Source organism: Streptomyces sp. NPDC008121 (assembly GCF_042957155.1).
Classification (GTDB): Bacteria; Actinomycetota; Actinomycetes; order Streptomycetales; family Streptomycetaceae; genus Streptomyces.
This window is the reverse complement of the sequence record NZ_JBIBHT010000009.1, coordinates 227591-242737: the sequence shown is the minus strand read 5'-3', so window position 1 is coordinate 242737 and position 15147 is coordinate 227591. Positions and strand designations below refer to the sequence as shown.

The following is a 15147-nucleotide window of genomic DNA, read 5'->3' as shown; positions in this document are numbered from 1 at the left end:
TCATTCTCCGGTTCGTCCTTGCCCGTTCACCGCTCCGTCGAGGACGCCCGGCAATGCCTCCAGGAAGGCGTCCACCTCCGCGTCCGTGATGATCAGTGCCGGCATGAGCCGTACGACATCGGGGGCGGGCGCGTTCACCAGAAGGCCTGCGTCCTGAGCCACCTGCTGCACCTGGGGCGCGAGGGACTCGGTGAGCACGATACCCAGCAGGAGGCCCGCGCCGCGGACGTGGGAGACCAGCGGGTGGTGCAGGCCCTCGATTCCGTCGCGGAGCTTCTCGCCGAGCCGCTTGACCTCGTCGAGGATCCCCTCGCCTGCGAGGGTGTCCAGGACGGCGAGTCCGGCGGCGCAGGCGACCGGGTTGCCCCCGAAGGTGGTCCCGTGGTGGCCGGGCCCGAACAGCTCCGCCGCCTCGCCGAAGGCGACGGTCGCACCGAGCGGCAGCCCGCCGCCGAGGCCCTTGGCCAGGGTCACCACGTCCGGGTCGACCCCTTCGTGCGCCTGGTACGCGAACCAGCTGCCGCACCGGCCGACGCCCGTCTGGACCTCGTCCAGGACGAGCAGGGTGCCGGTGGCGCGGGTGATCTCGCGGGCGGCCCGCAGATAGCCCACGGGCGGGACGACGACACCGATCTCGCCCTGGATCGGCTCGATGATCACGAACGCCGTCTCCTCGGTCACCGCGGCCCGCAGCGCCTCCACGTCCCCGTACGGGACGTGGGTGACGTCGCCGGGCAGCGGCAGGAACGGCGTCTGCTTCCCGGACTGGCCGGTGAGGGCGAGCGCGCCCATGGTCCGGCCGTGGAAGCCGCCCGTGGTGGCGACCATGTGGCTCCGGCCGGTCAGCCGGCCCATCTTGAAGGCGGCTTCGTTGGCCTCGGCCCCGGAGTTGCAGAAGAAGACCCGGCCCGGGCGGCCGAAGAGCTGGAGCAGCCGCTCGGCGAGGGCGACGGGCGGTTCGGCGACGAAGAGGTTGGAGACGTGGCCGAGGGAGGCGATCTGGCGCGACACGGCCTCGACGACCGCCGGGTGGGCGTGGCCGAGCGCGTTGACGGCGATACCGCCGACGAGGTCGAGGTACTCCTTGCCGTCGGCGTCCCGGACCTTGGCACCCTCGCCATGGACCAGGGACAGCTTCGGCGTGCCGTAGTTGTCCATCAGCGCACCCCGCCACCGCCGGGTCAGCTCCGTGTTGGTCATGACTCCCCCTGTCCGTCCGGCACGACCATGGTGCCGATGCCCTCGTCGGTGAAGATCTCCAGCAGGATCGAGTGCTGGACCCGGCCGTCGATCACGCGCGCCGTCGTGACCCCGTTGCGCACCGCGTGGAGACAGCCCCGCATTTTGGGGACCATGCCGCTGGACAGCTCCGGCAGCAGTTTCTCCAGCTGGCTCGCGGTGAGCCGGCTGATGACCTCGTCGCTGTTCGGCCAGTCCTCGTAGAGACCCTCGACGTCGGTGAGGACCATCAGGGTTTCGGCGCCAAGCGACGCAGCGAGAGCCGCAGCCGCCGTATCAGCATTGACGTTGTAGACATGTCCGTCGTCCTGGGAACGGGCGATGGAGGAGATGACCGGGATCCGGCCGTCCTCCAGGAGCGCCTTGATGGCGCCGGTCTCGATGGCGGTGATCTCACCGACCCGGCCGATGTCGATCTGCTCGCCGGCGATGACCGGCATGTGCCGGGTGGCCGTGAGGGTGTGCGCGTCCTCGCCGGTCATCCCGACGGCGAACGGCCCGTGCTGGTTGAGCAGCCCGACCAGCTCGCGCTGCACCTGGCCGGCGAGGACCATCCGTACGACGTCCATCGCCTCGGGGGTGGTGACCCGCAGACCGGCCTTGAACTCGCTGACCAGGCCCGCCCGGTCGAGCGCGGCGCTGATCTGCGGGCCGCCGCCGTGCACGACGACGGGCTTGAGGCCGGCGTGGCGCAGGAAGACGACGTCCTGGGCGAAAGCCGCCTTCAGATCGTCGTCGATCATGGCGTTGCCGCCGAACTTGATGACGACCGTCTTGCCGTTGTGCCGGGTCAGCCAGGGCAGCGCCTCGATGAGGATCTGCGCCTTGGGCAGGGCGGTGTGCTTCCGGGTACCGGTCATGAGGAGTACGCGCTGTTCTCGTGGACGTAGTCGGCGGTCAGGTCGTTGGCCCAGATCACGGCGGACTCGGAGCCGGCGGCGAGGTCGGCCGTGATGGTGACCTCGCGGTAGCGCATGTCGACGAGGTCGCGGTCCTCGCCGACCGAGCCGTTCCTGCAGACCCAGACGCCGTTGATCGCCACGTCGAGCCGGTCGGGGTCGAAGGCCGCCCGGGTCGTGCCGATGGCGGAGAGGACCCGGCCCCAGTTGGGGTCCTCGCCGTGGATGGCGCACTTGAGGAGGTTGTTGCGGGCGATGGAGCGGCCCACCTCGACGGCGTCGTCCTCGGTCGCCGCGTTGACCACCTCGATACGGATGTCCTTGCTGGCGCCCTCGGCGTCGCCGATGAGCTGGCGGGCGAGGTCGTCGCAGACGGACCGCACGGCGTCGGCGAACTCCTCCTGCGCGGGGGTGATCCCCGAGGCGCCGGAGGCGAGGAGGAGGACGGTGTCGTTGGTGGACATGCAGCCGTCGGAGTCGACCCGGTCGAAGGTCAGCCGGGTGGAGTGGCGCAGGGCCGTGTCGAGGTCCTTGGCCGGGACGTCGGCGTCGGTGGTGAGGACGACGAGCATGGTGGCGAGGCCCGGGGCGAGCATGCCGGCGCCCTTGGCCATCCCGCCGACCGTCCAGCCGTCCTTCGTCACGACGGACGTCTTGTGGACGGTGTCGGTGGTCTTGATGGCGATGGCCGCCTTCTCGCCGCCGTGCGCGGAGAGCTCCTTCGCGGCCTTCTCGACGCCGGCGAGGACCTTGTCCATGGGGAGCAGGAGTCCGATGAGTCCCGTGGAGGCGACGGCGACCTCACCGGCGCCGGTCTCCGCGCCGGCCGCGGTCAGGACCTCGGCGACCTTCTCGGCGGTCGCGTGGGTGTCCTGGAAGCCCTGGGGGCCCGTACAGGCGTTGGCGCCGCCGGAGTTGAGCACGACGGCGGTCAGCTCGCCGTCGGCCAGCACCTGCTGGGACCACAGGACGGGCGCGGCCTTCACACGGTTGGAGGTGAAGACTCCCGCGGCGGCGCGGCGGGGCCCGGTGTTGACCACGAGGGCCAGGTCCGGGTTGCCGTTCTCCTTGATTCCGGCGGCGATGCCCGCCGCCGTGAATCCCTTCGCTGCGGTGACGCTCACGGAGCGACTCCAATCGTGAAAAGTCCGGTGTCCTCGGGAAGCCCGAGGGCGATGTTCATGCTCTGCACCGCGCCGCCGGCGGTGCCCTTGGCGAGGTTGTCGATGGCGCTGATCGCGATGATCCGGTGGGCGGCCTCGTCGAAGGCGACCTGGACCTGAACGGCGTTGGAACCGTGGACGGACGCCGTGGCAGGCCACTGGCCCTCGGGGAGCAGGTGGACGAAGGGCTCGTCCGCGTACGCCTTGGCGTACGCGGCGCGCACGGCCTCGGCGGTCACGCCCGGCTTCGCCTTCGCCGAGCAGGTGGCGAGGATGCCGCGGGACATCGGGGCGAGGGTGGGGGTGAAGGACACCCCGACCCGCTCGCCGGCGACCGCGCTGAGGTTCTGGATCATCTCGGGGGTGTGGCGGTGTCCGCCGCCGACGCCGTACGGGGACATGGAGCCCATGACCTCGCTGCCGAGCAGGTGGGGCTTGAGGGCCTTGCCGGCGCCGGAGGTGCCGGTGGCGGCGACGATCACGGCGTCGGGCTCGGCGAGCCCGTCCCCGTAGGCGGGGAAGAGCGCGAGGGAGACGGCGGTGGGGTAGCAACCGGGCACCGCGATGCGCTTGGATCCCTCCAGCGCGGCACGGGCGCCGGGCAGTTCGGGAAGGCCGTACGGCCAGGTCCCGGCGTGCGGGGATCCGTAGAACTTCTCCCAGTCGGCGGCGTCACCGAGCCGGAAGTCGGCGCCCATGTCGACGACGAGGGTGTCCGGCCCGAGCTGCTCGGCGACGGCGGCGGACTGCCCGTGCGGGAGCGCGAGGAAGACGACGTCGTGCCCGACGAGCGAGTCGGCGGTGGTCGGCGCGAGCACCCGGTCGGCGAGCGGCAGGAGGTGCGGCTGCAGCCCACCGAGCCGCTGACCGGCGTTGGAGTGCCCGGTCAGGGTGCCGATCTCGACGTGGGGGTGGGCGAGGAGGAGACGCAGGAGCTCTCCGCCCGCATATCCGCTCGCGCCTGCCACTGCTGCTCGTACCGTCATCGAAACTCTCCTCCTTGATGGCATGACTATACGCAGACCCGCAGTTTTATGCAAAGCTCGGCCGCGGGCGAGGCCACTGGGTGTCGCCGAGCCCCTGGGGGCGGGGCGGGGGCCTCAGCTCTGGACGCCCTCGACGATCCGCCGGGCGGTCGTGCCCGAAGGGCTACGGGGGAACGGTGCCGGGCGCCGCGACCCCGGCAAGATCGGCACGACACCCCTTAAGGGGTGCTGCGACGGCCGGTTCCCGCCCGCCGTCTCATCCGCCGCTTCGTACCGGTCGCCGTAGGAGATAGACCGCGGCGGCGGAGACCAGGACGGCCATGCACGCGATGAAGACCAGGCCGGCGCCCTCCAGGCCGATCGGGTCCGCCAGGAGGCCGACGCCGATCACCGGGACCGAGATGCCCGCGTACGCCACGACGAAGAGGGTGGAGATCACCGCCGCCCGCCGGTCCGGCGGTGACGCTCCGGCGACCGCGGCGAGGGCCCCGCGGAAGGCCAGTCCCTGGCCGGTGCCGCCGACGAGCGCGCTCAGGACCACGAGCGGGAAGAGCTCCCACCGCAGCGCGCCCGCGAGGAGGGCGAGGCCGGCGAGGAGCGCCGCGCAGCCCAGGGGCAGGGCGTGGGTTCCCGTCCGGCCGACCAGCAGCTGTCCGGCGGTCGAGGCGAAGAAGGCGAGGGCGACGACCAGTCCGCTGACGGCGTGGTCGTGCACGTCCAGGGACTGCGCGAGGAACGCCGGGCTGACCGAGGTGAAGACGCCGAAGAGCGCGAAGCCGACGAACGCGGCGGTCGCGGCGGGCGCGAAGACCGCCCGGACCTGCGGGGGAAGGCTGGGCCGCTGCGGCCGGACGGCGCGTACCGGCCGCCGCTCCCGTACGGTCTCCGGCAGCCGGAGCAGGACCACGGCCGAGACCGCGACCAGGGCGAGGTGCACGGCGAAGGGCAGATAGAGCGGCCAGGGGGCGTACTGCGCCAGCACACCGGCGAGGAGGGGGCCGCAGCCGAGGCCGCCCATGTTGGCGGCCGTCGCGACGAAGGTGGCGCGGGAGGTGTCGCCCTTGGGGGCCAGTTCCATCACGTACGCGGTGGCGGCGCCGGTGAACAGGCCGGCGGAGAGACCCGACAGCAGGCGTCCGACGTACAGCCAGCCGAGGCCGGTGGCGCACAGGAAGCAGACCGCGCTGAGCGCCGAGAAGCCCAGCCCCCACAGCAGGACCGGCCGCCTGCCGACCGTGTCCGACGCGTTGCCCGCCAGGAGGAGGACGCCGATGACCCCGAAGGCGTACACGGCGTAGACGACGGTCACGATCAGCTCGGAGAAGCCGAACTTCTCCTGGTAGAGGCCGTAGAGGGGGGTCGGCAGCGTGGTGCCGGCCATGCACACGGCGAACACCGTCCCGCCGAGGGCGCACCGGAGCCTGCCTCGGCGATCAGCGTCCATGCCGCCGACGTTAACCCCGCTCGCCGCGGCTCGCCGCGCGTGGCGTCCCATCGGGGGGCCGGGCCGACCGGCCGGGGTGCTCTCCGGCGGGTGCTGCTGCTCCCCGACGCGGGACGAGGATCTGTGGCGCGCGGAGTACCAGACCTGGTGGCGCGGGCGTCAAGCGGCGGTCGGCGGTCGCGAGGCCGGGGAGGGGCTGGGAGGGGCCGGGTGCGGTCTCAGTCGCGGGTCGGCCGCCCGGCGCCCTTCACGGCCCGCAGCACCACGAACTTCGGTTCTCCGGCGACCAGTTCGCAGGAGCCGAAGATACGGCGCAGGGTCACGTGGTAGCCGAGGTGCCGGTTGCCCACGACCCACAGCTCGCCGCCCGGGCGCAGCACCCGCCGCGCGTCGGTGAACATCCGGCGCGCGGTGCGGTCGGTGGTGGCCTGGTGGCTGTGGAACGGCGGGTTGGCGAGGACGAGGTCCACGGACTCGGCCGCGAGGTCCGCCGTCCCGTCGCCGACCGCGAACGTGGCGGTGCGGTCGGCCCCGAGGTGGGTGCGGAAGCTCTCCTCTGCCGAGGCGACGGCCTGGTACGACTCGTCGGTGAAGACGAGTTCCGCCTCGGGTTCGGCGAGCGCGACGGCGAGGCCGACGACGCCGTTCCCGCAGCCGAGGTCCACGACCCGGGCGCTGCCGAGGTTCCCGGGCAGGTGCCGGAGGAAGAAGCGGGTGCCGATGTCGAGACGGTCGGCGCAGAAGACGCCGGCCTGGTTGACGACGGTCCGGCCGGCGGCGGCCGGGGCGTCGGCGGGGAGTGCGTAGCGGTACGGCCAGGGGTTGGCGCCCCGGTCCAGGCCGGGGTCCGGGGTGCAGAAGATCAGCCGGGCCTTCTTCGCGGCGAGCGAGGTGCGCGTGGGGCCGAGGATGGTCTCGAAGAGCCGGAGCGTGGAGGTGTGGATCTCCTTCACCATGCCGGTCCCGAGGACCACGGTCCCTTCGTGCACGGCGGGCGCCAGTCGGTGCAGCTGGTCCTCCAGGAGCGCGAGGCTCTTGGGGACCCGGACGATCAGCACGTCGACGCGGGCGGGCGGCGGTTCCTGGGTGGTGAGCAGCCGTACCGCGTCCGGGTCGACGCCCGCGCGGGCCAGGTTCTCGGCGGTCGCCCGGCGGCCGAGGTAGGAGTCGCCGACCTGGACGAGCCGGCCGGGGCGTCGGGCGGCGAGCGCGGTGGCGAGGGCGCCCCAGCGGTCGCCGACGACCGCGACCGTGCCGGACAGGTCGACGTCCGTCTCGGCCAGGTGCCGCAGCAGGTATTCGTCGGAGGCGTCCCAGGCGCGGAGGGGGTCGCGCGGGTCCTCGGGAAAGCGGGTGAGCGGGAACGTGCCCCATGACGTGGTCAAACGGTTCATCGTGTTCTCAGGCTAGCCGGTCAGGGGACGGCTCCCCGCCGGAGGCCGCGACCAGCCCGCCCCACAGGGCGGCCAGGAGGCGCTCCGGGGTGGGGGCGTCGGGGAAGCCTGGGTCGGTGGCGAGCGCCGTGACCTGGGGCGCCAGTTCCGCCATGCGGCGCACGGTGGCGGCCCCGCTTCCGGCGGCCAGGACGACGCTGCGGAGGAAGAGGAGGGTGGCGGCGGCCTGCCAGACGGGCTCGGCCGAGAGGCGGGCGCGGGTGGACGGGGAGGGCCGGCCGGTGGCGGTGGCCCAGGGATCGGCGGCCAGGAAGCGGACGGTTCCCACGCCGGTGAACTCGGCCGCGGCCGCGCACATGGAGCACGGCTCCTGCGTGGACCAGAGGGTGTGGGTGTCCAGGTCCCAGCCCGTACGTGCTTGGGCCAGGGCGTTCATCTCGGCGTGGGCGAGCGGGGTGCCGAGCAGGGTGTCCGGGCCCTCGCCGCCCGGGTCGTACGCCCTGTTCCGGCCCTCGGCGACGATCGCGCCGTCGGCGTCGGTGAGGACCGATCCCACGGCCAGGCCCCCGGAGCGCAGGGCGCGGTGGGCCAGGGCGAGGGCGCGCCGGGGCGCCGCCGGAAGGGCCTCCCAGGCGACGGCGAACGCCGGGGCCGGTACGGCTGGGGAGGCGGCGGCCGGGTCGTGCGTCTCGGACATGCCCGCATCCTAGGGAGAGCCCTGAGACGGCGGGGAGAGCAGGCGATGGAGGGGCGGACGGTGGAGGGGCGGACGGTGGAGGGGCGGGCGGTGGAGGGGCGGCCGCTACCCCACGGCCGCCTGGAGGTGGAGGTGCCAGAGGCCGGGGCGGCCGGTCAGGGTGACCGTCGAGAGGGGGCGGACGTCGACGTTCCAGTACGTCGCCGGCGGGGCCTTCAGGGCGTACACCAGAGCCGCCCGTACGACGGCGGGTTCGGCGACGGCCACGATGGCGCCGTCGTCGGCCGGGCGGGTGTCGAGCCAGCCTCCCACCCGGGAGATGAAGTCCAGGAGCGTCTCGCCGCCGTGCGGAGCCGTACGCGGGTCGGCGAGCCAGGCGCCGACGGCGGCCGGTTCGAGGGCGGCGACCTCGGCGAGGGTCAGTCCCCGCCAGCGGCCCATGTCGCAGTCGCGCAGGGCGGGCTGGGCGAGCGGGGCGTAGCCGAGGGCCGTGCCGGTGGCCCGGCTGCGGGGCGTCGGCGAGCAGTAGCGGAGTTCTGCCGCGCCCAGGGGGATCAGCGCGTGCGCGGCGAGCTGTACCTCGTACCAGCCGGCCTCGTCGAGCGGCCGGTCGTCGTCGAACCGTTCGGCGAGCAGGGAGGAGCTGCGCGCCGCTGCGACGAGCGTGACCCGTAGACCCATGGCCGCGATCGTGAGGCCGTACGCCTGGCAGGTCAAGGGGGCATATGCGCCGCGTGCGGGGCGCGCCGATCGGGGCGGAAGGGACGCGGGAGGGTCAGTTGAGACCGAGAGCCATCCACATGTCCGGTTCCTGCAGCGGCTCGAAACCGACCTTCCTGTACACACCGTGCGCGTCCGCGGTCGCCAGCATGATGCGGCGCAGGCCGAGCGGCGCCAGGTGGTCGCGGACGGCGGTGACCAGAGCGGTGCCGAGGCCGGTGCCACGGGCGGGCCGGTCGACGTAGACGTCGCAGAGCCAGGCGAAGGTGGTGTGGTCGGTGACGATCCGGGCGTAGGCGGCGATCTCGCCGGTCTCGCGGTGATAGGCGGCGAAGTTGAGCGAACCGGCGATGGCCCGGTCCTGGGTGTCGCGGGGGCGGCCCTGGGCCCAGTAGGTGTCGGTGGAGAGCCAGTGGTGGATCCGTTCGGCGTCGAGCCGGGCGGGGTCGGTGGATATCTCGTAGGCACCGTGCGTGAGGGTGGGCGGCGCAGTGGCGGGATCGGTCATGCGGGAAGGTTTCCAGACGGCGCGGAGGATTGTCATTCGCCTTTCCGGCGGCCCCCGTCGGGGCCGGTGGTCGCGGGGCGGCACGGGGCGGTGACGCCACGGGGCGAGAGGGGCGCCACCGGGCCGCGTGGGCGTGGCGGGCAAGGGGGCGTCAGTGCGGGCAAGGGGGTGTCACCGGGCCGCGCGGGCGTGGCGGGCGAGAGGGGCGCCACCGGGCCGCGCGGGCGTGGCGGGCGAGAGGGACGCCACCGGGCCGCGTGGGCGTGGCGGGGCGTGTCCTCGTCACGCGGTGAGTTCGTCGACGGCGGCCCGCAGCCGCCGTACCCCCTCCGCGATCTCGGTGGGGCCGGCCACGCCCGCGAAGCTGAGCCGGAGGTGCCCGGCGGGCGGTTCGGCGCAGAAGTAGGGGCGGCCGGGCGCCACGGCCACGCCGGTGCGCAGGGCGGTAGCGTGCAGGGCGGGTTCGGAGAGGCCGCCGGGGAGGCGGAGCCAGAGGTGGTAGCCGCCGGCGGGGACGTGGGGCAGGGCCAGTTCGGGGAGGTGGCGGACGACGGCGGCGGTCATCGTGTCGCGGCGGCTCTTCAACTCCTGGGACACCGCGCGCAGATGACGGTTCCAGGCGGGCGAGCCGACGAGTTCGAGGGCGGCTTCCTGGAGGGGGCGGGGGACGAAGAAGCTGTCGACGACCTGGATGGCGCGGAGCCGTTCCAGGACGGGGCCGCGCGCGGCCAGGGCGCCCACGCGCAGGCTCGGGGAGGTGGCCTTGGTGAGCGAGCAGACGTGGACGACGACGCCGTCAGGGTCCTCGGCGGCCAGCGGCGCGGGCAGCGGGCCGGCGTCCTCGTGGACGAGCCGGCGGGCGAAGTCGTCCTCGATGACGAAGGCTCCGGCCGCGCGCGCGATCCGGACGACCTCGCCGCGCCGTTCGCCCCGCAGGACGGCGCCGGTGGGGTTCTGGAAGAGCGGCTGGCAGACGAGGACCCGGGCTCCGGTGGCCCGGAAGGCGGCTTCGAGCAGTTCGGGGCGGACGCCGTCGGCGTCGGCGGGGACCGGGACGGGCCGCAGGCCGGAGGCGCGGGCGACCGCGAGCATGCCCGGGTAGGTGGGCGACTCGACGAGGACGGGGCTGCCGGGCGGGGCGAGGGCCCGCAGGGCGGTGGTGATCGCGGACTGGCCGCCGGCGGTGACGAGGACCTCGGCCGCGGTGACGGTGCCGCCGATCTCGCGGGCGAACCACTGGCGGAGCTCGGGGAGGCCGTCGGTGGGCGGCCGGCCCCAGGCGCCGGGCCGCCGGCCCGCGCGGGCCAGGGCGGCGGCCATGGCCCGCTCCGGCTGGAGCGAGGGGTGGAGGTATCCGCCGTTGAACTCGACGACCCCCGGGGGCGGCGGGGAGAGGGTGACCAGCACGCCCGAGGCGTCGACGGCGCGGGGCACGAGCTCGGTGGCGGTGTCCGCGCTGAGCGTGACCTCCTGCCAGGAGGTGTCGCCGGTGACGGGGGCCGGTGGGCGGGGCTCCGCGCGGAAGGCGCCGGCTCCCGGGCGGGTGACGACCAGGCCTTCGGCGGCGAGCTGGGCGAGGGCGCGGGTGACGGTCACCGGCGAGACGCGGTAGCGCTCCACCAGCGCCCGACTCGACGGCAGCTTTCCGCCGGGTGAGTAGCGGTTCAGCTCGGCCCTCAGAGAGTTCGCCAGTTCACCCACACTGCTACGCTCATGCATGAGAGCACAGAATAGCGCTACCAACGCCGGACGGATAGCGGTTCACACCTCCCCGCAGGCCACCGCCGATCCCGCCTCCGGGAGGCTCGCCACCGGGTCCCCCGCCGCGCGACGCGCCGCCGGCCCCGCCCCGGCCGCCCCCTCCGCGGGCCCCGCCGCCGACGCCTCCCCGCGGCCCCGTGGCACGCTCCTCGCCGCACTGGGCGTGGTCGCCTTCTCGCTGACCTTCCCCTCCACCGCCTGGGGTCTGGAGAGCTTCGGCCCGTGGTCCCTGGTCGCCCTGCGCTCCACCCTCGCCGCGCTCATCGCGGGCGCCTTCCTGCTGGCGAGGCGGGTACCGCTGCCCGAGCGGCGCCACTGGGCCGGCCTCGCCGTCGTCGCCGGCGGTGTGGTCGTCGGCTTCCCGCTCCTCACCTCGCTCGCCCTGCAGACCTCGACCACCTCCCACGCCGCGGTGGTCGTCGGGCTGCTCCCGCTCACCACGGCCGTGTTCGCCGCCGTCCGCACCGGCCGCCGGCCCTCCCGTACGTTCTGGATCGCGGCCCTCTCCGGAGCGGCCGTCGTCATCGCCTTCACGCTCCAGCAGAGCGGCGGCGCCCTCTCCACGGGAGACCTCTACCTCTTCGGCGCGCTGCTCGTCTGCGCCGCCGGCTACACCGAGGGCGGCCGGCTCGCCCGGACCATGCCCGGCTGGCAGGTCATCGGCTGGGCCCTGATCCTCTGCCTGCCGCTGATGGCGGTCGGCTCGGTCGTGGCCCTCTCCCTCGAACCGGTGCGGCTGACCGCCCACGGCGTCATCGGCCTGGTGTGGGTGGCGGCCGGTTCGACCTTCTTCGGCCTGTACGTCTGGTACCGGGGCATGGCCGCCATCGGCATCCCCAAGGCCAGCCAGCTGCAGCTCGCCCAGCCGCTGCTGACCCTGGTGTGGTCGGTGTCCCTGCTCGGCGAGCGGCTCGCCCCGGCCGCCCCTCTCGCCGCCGGAGCGGTCCTGGTCTGCATCGCGGTGACCCAGCGCGCGAGGGGATGACCCGGCGGGCGGAACCCCGCCGACAGGACAGCGGAGGGTGCCGCGCGACACAATGGCGGACAGAGGCTCCACCGTGGAGCGGCTCCGGGCCGCCCGGAAGACGCGGACGGCCCGCAGGACCCGGACAACGCGGAAGACGGCCGCGAGGAGGCCCTCCGATGCAGGCGAGCGTGGGCGACACACTGCTGGTGCACGGCCGGACCGTCGGCAAGCACGACCGTACGGCCGAGATCACGGAGGTACTGGGGGAGAACGGCACTCCCCCGTACCGCGTGCGATTCGACGACGGACACGAGGCCCTGATGTCACCGGGCCCCGACTCCGTCGTACGTCACGAGAAGAGCTGAGACCCTCCGGCATTCAGGGCCGGCGTGCAGAGCCGGCGTTCAGAGTCGGTATCCGCAGCCGGCGTTCAGGGCGCGGGCGCGGCGGACGCGCCCCGCTCGGGGTAGTGGTCGCGCACCACGGCGGTCATCGCCCCGAGGGGGTCCGCCGCGACCTCCTTCGCCGAGAAGAAGCAGTGGCCGCCGACGGCGGCGTACCGCCCGGCGAGCGTCAGATGGCGGGACAGCTCCCCCGCGTCCTGCCAGGCGGACGGCTGCCCTGAGGCACCGCACTTGTACAGCGCCTCCCCGACGTAGAGACCGACGCCGGTGCCCCGCACCACCGCGTCCCACCAGGGGAGCGCCTTGGCGTAGTCGACGGCCTCGTGACCGATGTGCCAGTACAGCTGCGGGATCACATGGTCGATCCAGCCCTCCCTGATCCACTTCCGAGTGTCGGCGTGCAGGTCGTCGTACGTCTGCACGCCTCCGCGGGTGTCCGAGCCCTCCGGGTCGGTGGCGGCGTTGCGCCAGACCCCGAAGGGGCTGACCCCGAAGGCGACGCCCTCCCTCGTCTCCCTGATCCGCGCGGAAGTCTCGGAGACCAGCAGGTCGATGTTGTTCCGCCGCCACGCGGCCTTGTCCGGGAAGTCCCCGCCGTACCTTTCGTACGCCGGGTCGTCGGGGAACTCCTCGCCCGCCACCGGGTACGGGTAGAAGTAGTCGTCCCAGTGCACGGCGTCGACGGCGTAGCGGCGCACGGCGTCCAGCATCGCGTCCTGGACGAAGCGGCGGACCTCGGGGCGGCCGGGGTCGTAGAACAGCTTCCCGCCGTAGGGGAGCACCCAGTCGGGGTGCCGCCGGGCCGGATGGCCGGCCGCCAGCCGTGACGGGTCCGTGTGATGCGCCACACGGTACGGGTTGAACCAGGCGTGCAGCTCCAGACCGCGCCGGTGGGCCTCCTCGACGGCCGTGCCGAGGGGGTCCCAGCCCGGGTCACGGCCCTGGACCCCCGTCAGACACTGCGCCCAGGGCTCGTGCGGCGAGGGCCACAACGCGTCGGCGCTCGGCCGGACCTGGAGCACGACGGTGTTCAACCGCCGCTCGACGGCCGTGTCGAGGTGGGCGAGGAGCTCCGCCCGCTGCCGGTCGGCGCTCAGGCCGCTCCGGGAGGGCCAGTCGCGGTTCGCGATGGTGGCGATCCACATGCCGCGGAACTCCCCCGACCGGCCCGCCGCTGACCCTCTTCTCCCGTTACGTCCCATACCTCACCCCTCCGGTGTCGGACACGTCACACGTGCGCGGGCAGAGCATGCCCGCCCCGGACGATCGATCATCCGCTCAACCGGAGTAACGTCGTGGGGTCGAGGCGGACGCACCGGAATCACACGGGGCCCGCCGCCAGTGAAGAGCGAAAGGCACGAGGTGACGGACTCCATGGCCGACATTGAGCGCGTCGGAGTGGTGGGCTGCGGCCAGATGGGCGCGGGCATCGCGGAGGTGTGTGCCCGCAGCGGTCTCGAGGTGATGGTCGCCGAGACCACCGGCGAGGCGCTGGAGATCGGCCGCACGCGGCTCTACAACTCGCTGGCCAAGGCCGCCGAACGCGGCAAGATCAGCGAGGAGGAGCGCGACGCCACGCTGGCGCGGCTCAGCTTCACCACCGACCTGGGCGAGTTCGCCGACCGGGACCTCGTCATCGAGGCCGTGGTCGAGAACGAGCAGGTCAAGACCGAGATCTTCCAGGTGCTCGACCAGGTGGTGACCCGGCAGGACGCGATCCTGGCGTCCAACACCTCCTCGATCCCCCTGGTGAAGCTGGCCGTGGCGACCTCGCGGCCCGACCAGGTCATCGGCATCCACTTCTTCAACCCGGCCCCGGTGCAGAAGCTCGTCGAGCTGATCCCGGCCCTCACCACCTCCGAGGGCACGATCAGCCGTGCCCAGGCGATGGTGGAGAAGGTGCTGGGCAAGCACGCCATCCGCGCCCAGGACCGTTCGGGCTTCGTGGTGAACGCGCTGCTGATCCCGTACCTCCTCTCGGCGATCCGGATGTTCGAGTCCGGGATCGCGAGCCGTGAGGACATCGACAACGGCATGGAGCTGGGCTGCGCCCACCCGATGGGGCCGCTGAAGCTGTCCGACCTCATCGGTCTGGACACCGTCGCCTCGGTCGCGGACTCGATGTACGCGGAGTTCAAGGAGCCGCTGTACGCCGCTCCCCCGCTGCTGCAGCGGATGGTGGACGCGGGCCGGCTCGGCCGCAAGACCGGTTCGGGCTTCTACCCGTATCCCTGAGCCCCCGGGGCCCGCGAACGGCCCCGCCGCGCCCCGTGGCCCGCGCTCGGCCGAACGGCCCGTACACCGCACAGGTACGGGCCGTTCGGCCGTCCCGGACCCCGCGCGCGCCGGGCTGACGGCCCCGGCGCGCGGGCCCCGGGGGCCGCGCGCGGGCGGTCAGCCGAGGCGCAGGTGGTGCAGCATCAGCAGCCCGGCGGCCATGTTGGCGGCCGGGACCTCACCCCTGGCGATCATGTCGGGGACGAGCTTGAGCGGTATCCACGCACGGCGCGAGGACTCGAAGTCGTCCTCGGGCGGGCCGATGTACGTGGCGTGCTCGGCCCAGTAGAGGTGGTGCCGGGCGTCGGTGAGGCCGTTGGACGGCTCCACCGTGAGCAGATGGCGCAGGGGGCCGGGGCGCCAGCCCGTCTCCTCCTCCATCTCGCGGGCGGCGGCGGCCTCGGGGTCTTCGCCGTCCTCGACGACACCGGCGGCCAGCTCCCAGCCCCAGCTGCCGGTGATGAAGCGGTGGCGCCAGAGCATCAGTACCTCGTTGGCCTCGTTGACGGCGGTCGCGACGGCGACCGGCCGGAGCCGGATCAGATAGTGGTCGAGGCGGCGGCCGTCCGGGAGTTCGACGTCCGCGAGGTTCACCCGGAACCAGCGGTTCTCATACACCGATTGTTCGCTTAGTTTCGTCCACTGCACGTTTCTGCCACCTTCCGATTGGTCGGTGGCAATATGGCAG

At 73.4% G+C, this 15147-nt stretch carries 15 protein-coding genes; 3 read left to right on the top strand and 12 right to left on the bottom strand.

Annotation, left to right across the window (positions count from 1 at the left end):
• The 10 genes from ACFZBD_RS28485 to ACFZBD_RS28440 all read right to left on the bottom strand — a co-directional run bounded on the left by ACFZBD_RS28485 (nt 1) and on the right by ACFZBD_RS28440 (nt 10769).
• A complete protein-coding gene (locus tag ACFZBD_RS28485; protein ID WP_391144902.1) occupies nt 1–1200 on the bottom strand; it encodes an acetylornithine transaminase in 1200 nt (399 codons plus the stop codon).
• On the bottom strand, nt 1197–2099 hold the full coding sequence (gene argB / locus ACFZBD_RS28480) for an acetylglutamate kinase (protein ID WP_391144900.1): 903 nt from the start codon (nt 2097–2099) through the stop codon (nt 1197–1199). Before argB ends, ACFZBD_RS28485 begins: the two co-directional genes overlap by 4 nt.
• Nucleotides 2096–3262 (bottom strand): bifunctional glutamate N-acetyltransferase/amino-acid acetyltransferase ArgJ, encoded by a 1167-nt coding sequence (gene argJ, locus ACFZBD_RS28475; RefSeq protein ID WP_391144897.1) that lies wholly within the window; start codon nt 3260–3262, stop codon nt 2096–2098. Before argJ ends, argB begins: the two co-directional genes overlap by 4 nt.
• Nucleotides 3259–4287 (bottom strand): N-acetyl-gamma-glutamyl-phosphate reductase, encoded by a 1029-nt coding sequence (gene argC / locus ACFZBD_RS28470; protein ID WP_391144894.1) that lies wholly within the window; start codon nt 4285–4287, stop codon nt 3259–3261. The genes argJ and argC overlap by 4 nt, the downstream gene beginning before the upstream one ends.
• Before the next feature lie 256 nt (nt 4288–4543).
• The gene (locus tag ACFZBD_RS28465; RefSeq protein ID WP_391144892.1) at nt 4544–5731 is read right to left on the bottom strand and encodes an MFS transporter; all 1188 of its coding nucleotides are present in this window, start codon (nt 5729–5731) and stop codon (nt 4544–4546) included.
• Nucleotides 5732–5949: 218 nt separating this feature from the next.
• Complete coding sequence (locus ACFZBD_RS28460) at nt 5950–7125, bottom strand: methyltransferase (protein ID WP_391144889.1); 1176 nt, start codon at nt 7123–7125, stop codon at nt 5950–5952.
• A gap of 7 nt (nt 7126–7132) precedes the next feature.
• Nucleotides 7133–7822, bottom strand: a complete 690-nt coding sequence (locus tag ACFZBD_RS28455; protein ID WP_391144886.1) for a deaminase — start codon at nt 7820–7822, stop codon at nt 7133–7135.
• A 105-nt stretch (nt 7823–7927) separates the two neighbouring features.
• Nucleotides 7928–8503, bottom strand: a complete 576-nt coding sequence (locus ACFZBD_RS28450) for a histidine phosphatase family protein (protein ID WP_391144883.1) — start codon at nt 8501–8503, stop codon at nt 7928–7930.
• 94 nt (nt 8504–8597) lie between these two features.
• On the bottom strand, nt 8598–9050 hold the full coding sequence (locus ACFZBD_RS28445) for a GNAT family N-acetyltransferase (RefSeq protein ID WP_391144881.1): 453 nt from the start codon (nt 9048–9050) through the stop codon (nt 8598–8600).
• A gap of 282 nt (nt 9051–9332) precedes the next feature.
• Nucleotides 9333–10769, bottom strand: a complete 1437-nt coding sequence (locus ACFZBD_RS28440) for an aminotransferase class I/II-fold pyridoxal phosphate-dependent enzyme (protein WP_391144879.1) — start codon at nt 10767–10769, stop codon at nt 9333–9335.
• Between ACFZBD_RS28440 and ACFZBD_RS28435 the strand changes: the two genes are divergently transcribed.
• Together ACFZBD_RS28435 and ACFZBD_RS28430 are read left to right on the top strand one after the other, a co-directional pair.
• A complete protein-coding gene (locus ACFZBD_RS28435; RefSeq protein WP_391144876.1) occupies nt 10768–11796 on the top strand; it encodes an EamA family transporter in 1029 nt (342 codons plus the stop codon). The genes ACFZBD_RS28440 and ACFZBD_RS28435 overlap by 2 nt on opposite strands.
• Before the next feature lie 158 nt (nt 11797–11954).
• The gene (locus tag ACFZBD_RS28430) at nt 11955–12143 is read left to right on the top strand and encodes a DUF1918 domain-containing protein (protein WP_391144874.1); all 189 of its coding nucleotides are present in this window, start codon (nt 11955–11957) and stop codon (nt 12141–12143) included.
• A 65-nt stretch (nt 12144–12208) separates the two neighbouring features.
• Here the strand turns inward: ACFZBD_RS28430 and ACFZBD_RS28425 are convergent, their stop codons facing one another.
• Nucleotides 12209–13327, bottom strand: coding sequence for a family 10 glycosylhydrolase (locus ACFZBD_RS28425; protein ID WP_391144871.1), 1119 nt, complete (start codon nt 13325–13327; stop codon nt 12209–12211).
• Between the two features lie 229 nt (nt 13328–13556).
• Between ACFZBD_RS28425 and ACFZBD_RS28420 the strand changes: the two genes are divergently transcribed.
• Entirely contained in the window at nt 13557–14417 is an 861-nt protein-coding gene (locus ACFZBD_RS28420; RefSeq protein ID WP_391144870.1) for a 3-hydroxybutyryl-CoA dehydrogenase, read from the top strand.
• A gap of 159 nt (nt 14418–14576) precedes the next feature.
• Here the strand turns inward: ACFZBD_RS28420 and ACFZBD_RS28415 are convergent, their stop codons facing one another.
• On the bottom strand, nt 14577–15107 hold the full coding sequence (locus ACFZBD_RS28415) for an NUDIX domain-containing protein (protein WP_391144868.1): 531 nt from the start codon (nt 15105–15107) through the stop codon (nt 14577–14579).
• Nucleotides 15108–15147: the final 40 nt, after the last annotated feature.

Coding starts and splice junctions, on each gene's coding strand:
- ACFZBD_RS28440 (WP_391144879.1), bottom strand. CDS start 10,769: ATGCATGAGCGTAGCAGTGTGGGTGAACTGGCGAACTCTCTGAGGGCC.
- ACFZBD_RS28420 (WP_391144870.1), top strand. CDS start 13,557: ATGGCCGACATTGAGCGCGTCGGAGTGGTGGGCTGCGGCCAGATGGGC.
- ACFZBD_RS28485 (WP_391144902.1), bottom strand. CDS start 1,200: ATGACCAACACGGAGCTGACCCGGCGGTGGCGGGGTGCGCTGATGGAC.
- argC (WP_391144894.1), bottom strand. CDS start 4,287: ATGACGGTACGAGCAGCAGTGGCAGGCGCGAGCGGATATGCGGGCGGA.
- ACFZBD_RS28445 (WP_391144881.1), bottom strand. CDS start 9,050: ATGACCGATCCCGCCACTGCGCCGCCCACCCTCACGCACGGTGCCTAC.
- ACFZBD_RS28465 (WP_391144892.1), bottom strand. CDS start 5,731: ATGGACGCTGATCGCCGAGGCAGGCTCCGGTGCGCCCTCGGCGGGACG.
- ACFZBD_RS28455 (WP_391144886.1), bottom strand. CDS start 7,822: ATGTCCGAGACGCACGACCCGGCCGCCGCCTCCCCAGCCGTACCGGCC.
- argB (WP_391144900.1), bottom strand. CDS start 2,099: ATGACCGGTACCCGGAAGCACACCGCCCTGCCCAAGGCGCAGATCCTC.
- ACFZBD_RS28430 (WP_391144874.1), top strand. CDS start 11,955: ATGCAGGCGAGCGTGGGCGACACACTGCTGGTGCACGGCCGGACCGTC.
- ACFZBD_RS28425 (WP_391144871.1), bottom strand. CDS start 13,327: ATGTGGATCGCCACCATCGCGAACCGCGACTGGCCCTCCCGGAGCGGC.
- ACFZBD_RS28460 (WP_391144889.1), bottom strand. CDS start 7,125: ATGAACCGTTTGACCACGTCATGGGGCACGTTCCCGCTCACCCGCTTT.
- ACFZBD_RS28450 (WP_391144883.1), bottom strand. CDS start 8,503: ATGGGTCTACGGGTCACGCTCGTCGCAGCGGCGCGCAGCTCCTCCCTG.
- ACFZBD_RS28435 (WP_391144876.1), top strand. CDS start 10,768: ATGAGAGCACAGAATAGCGCTACCAACGCCGGACGGATAGCGGTTCAC.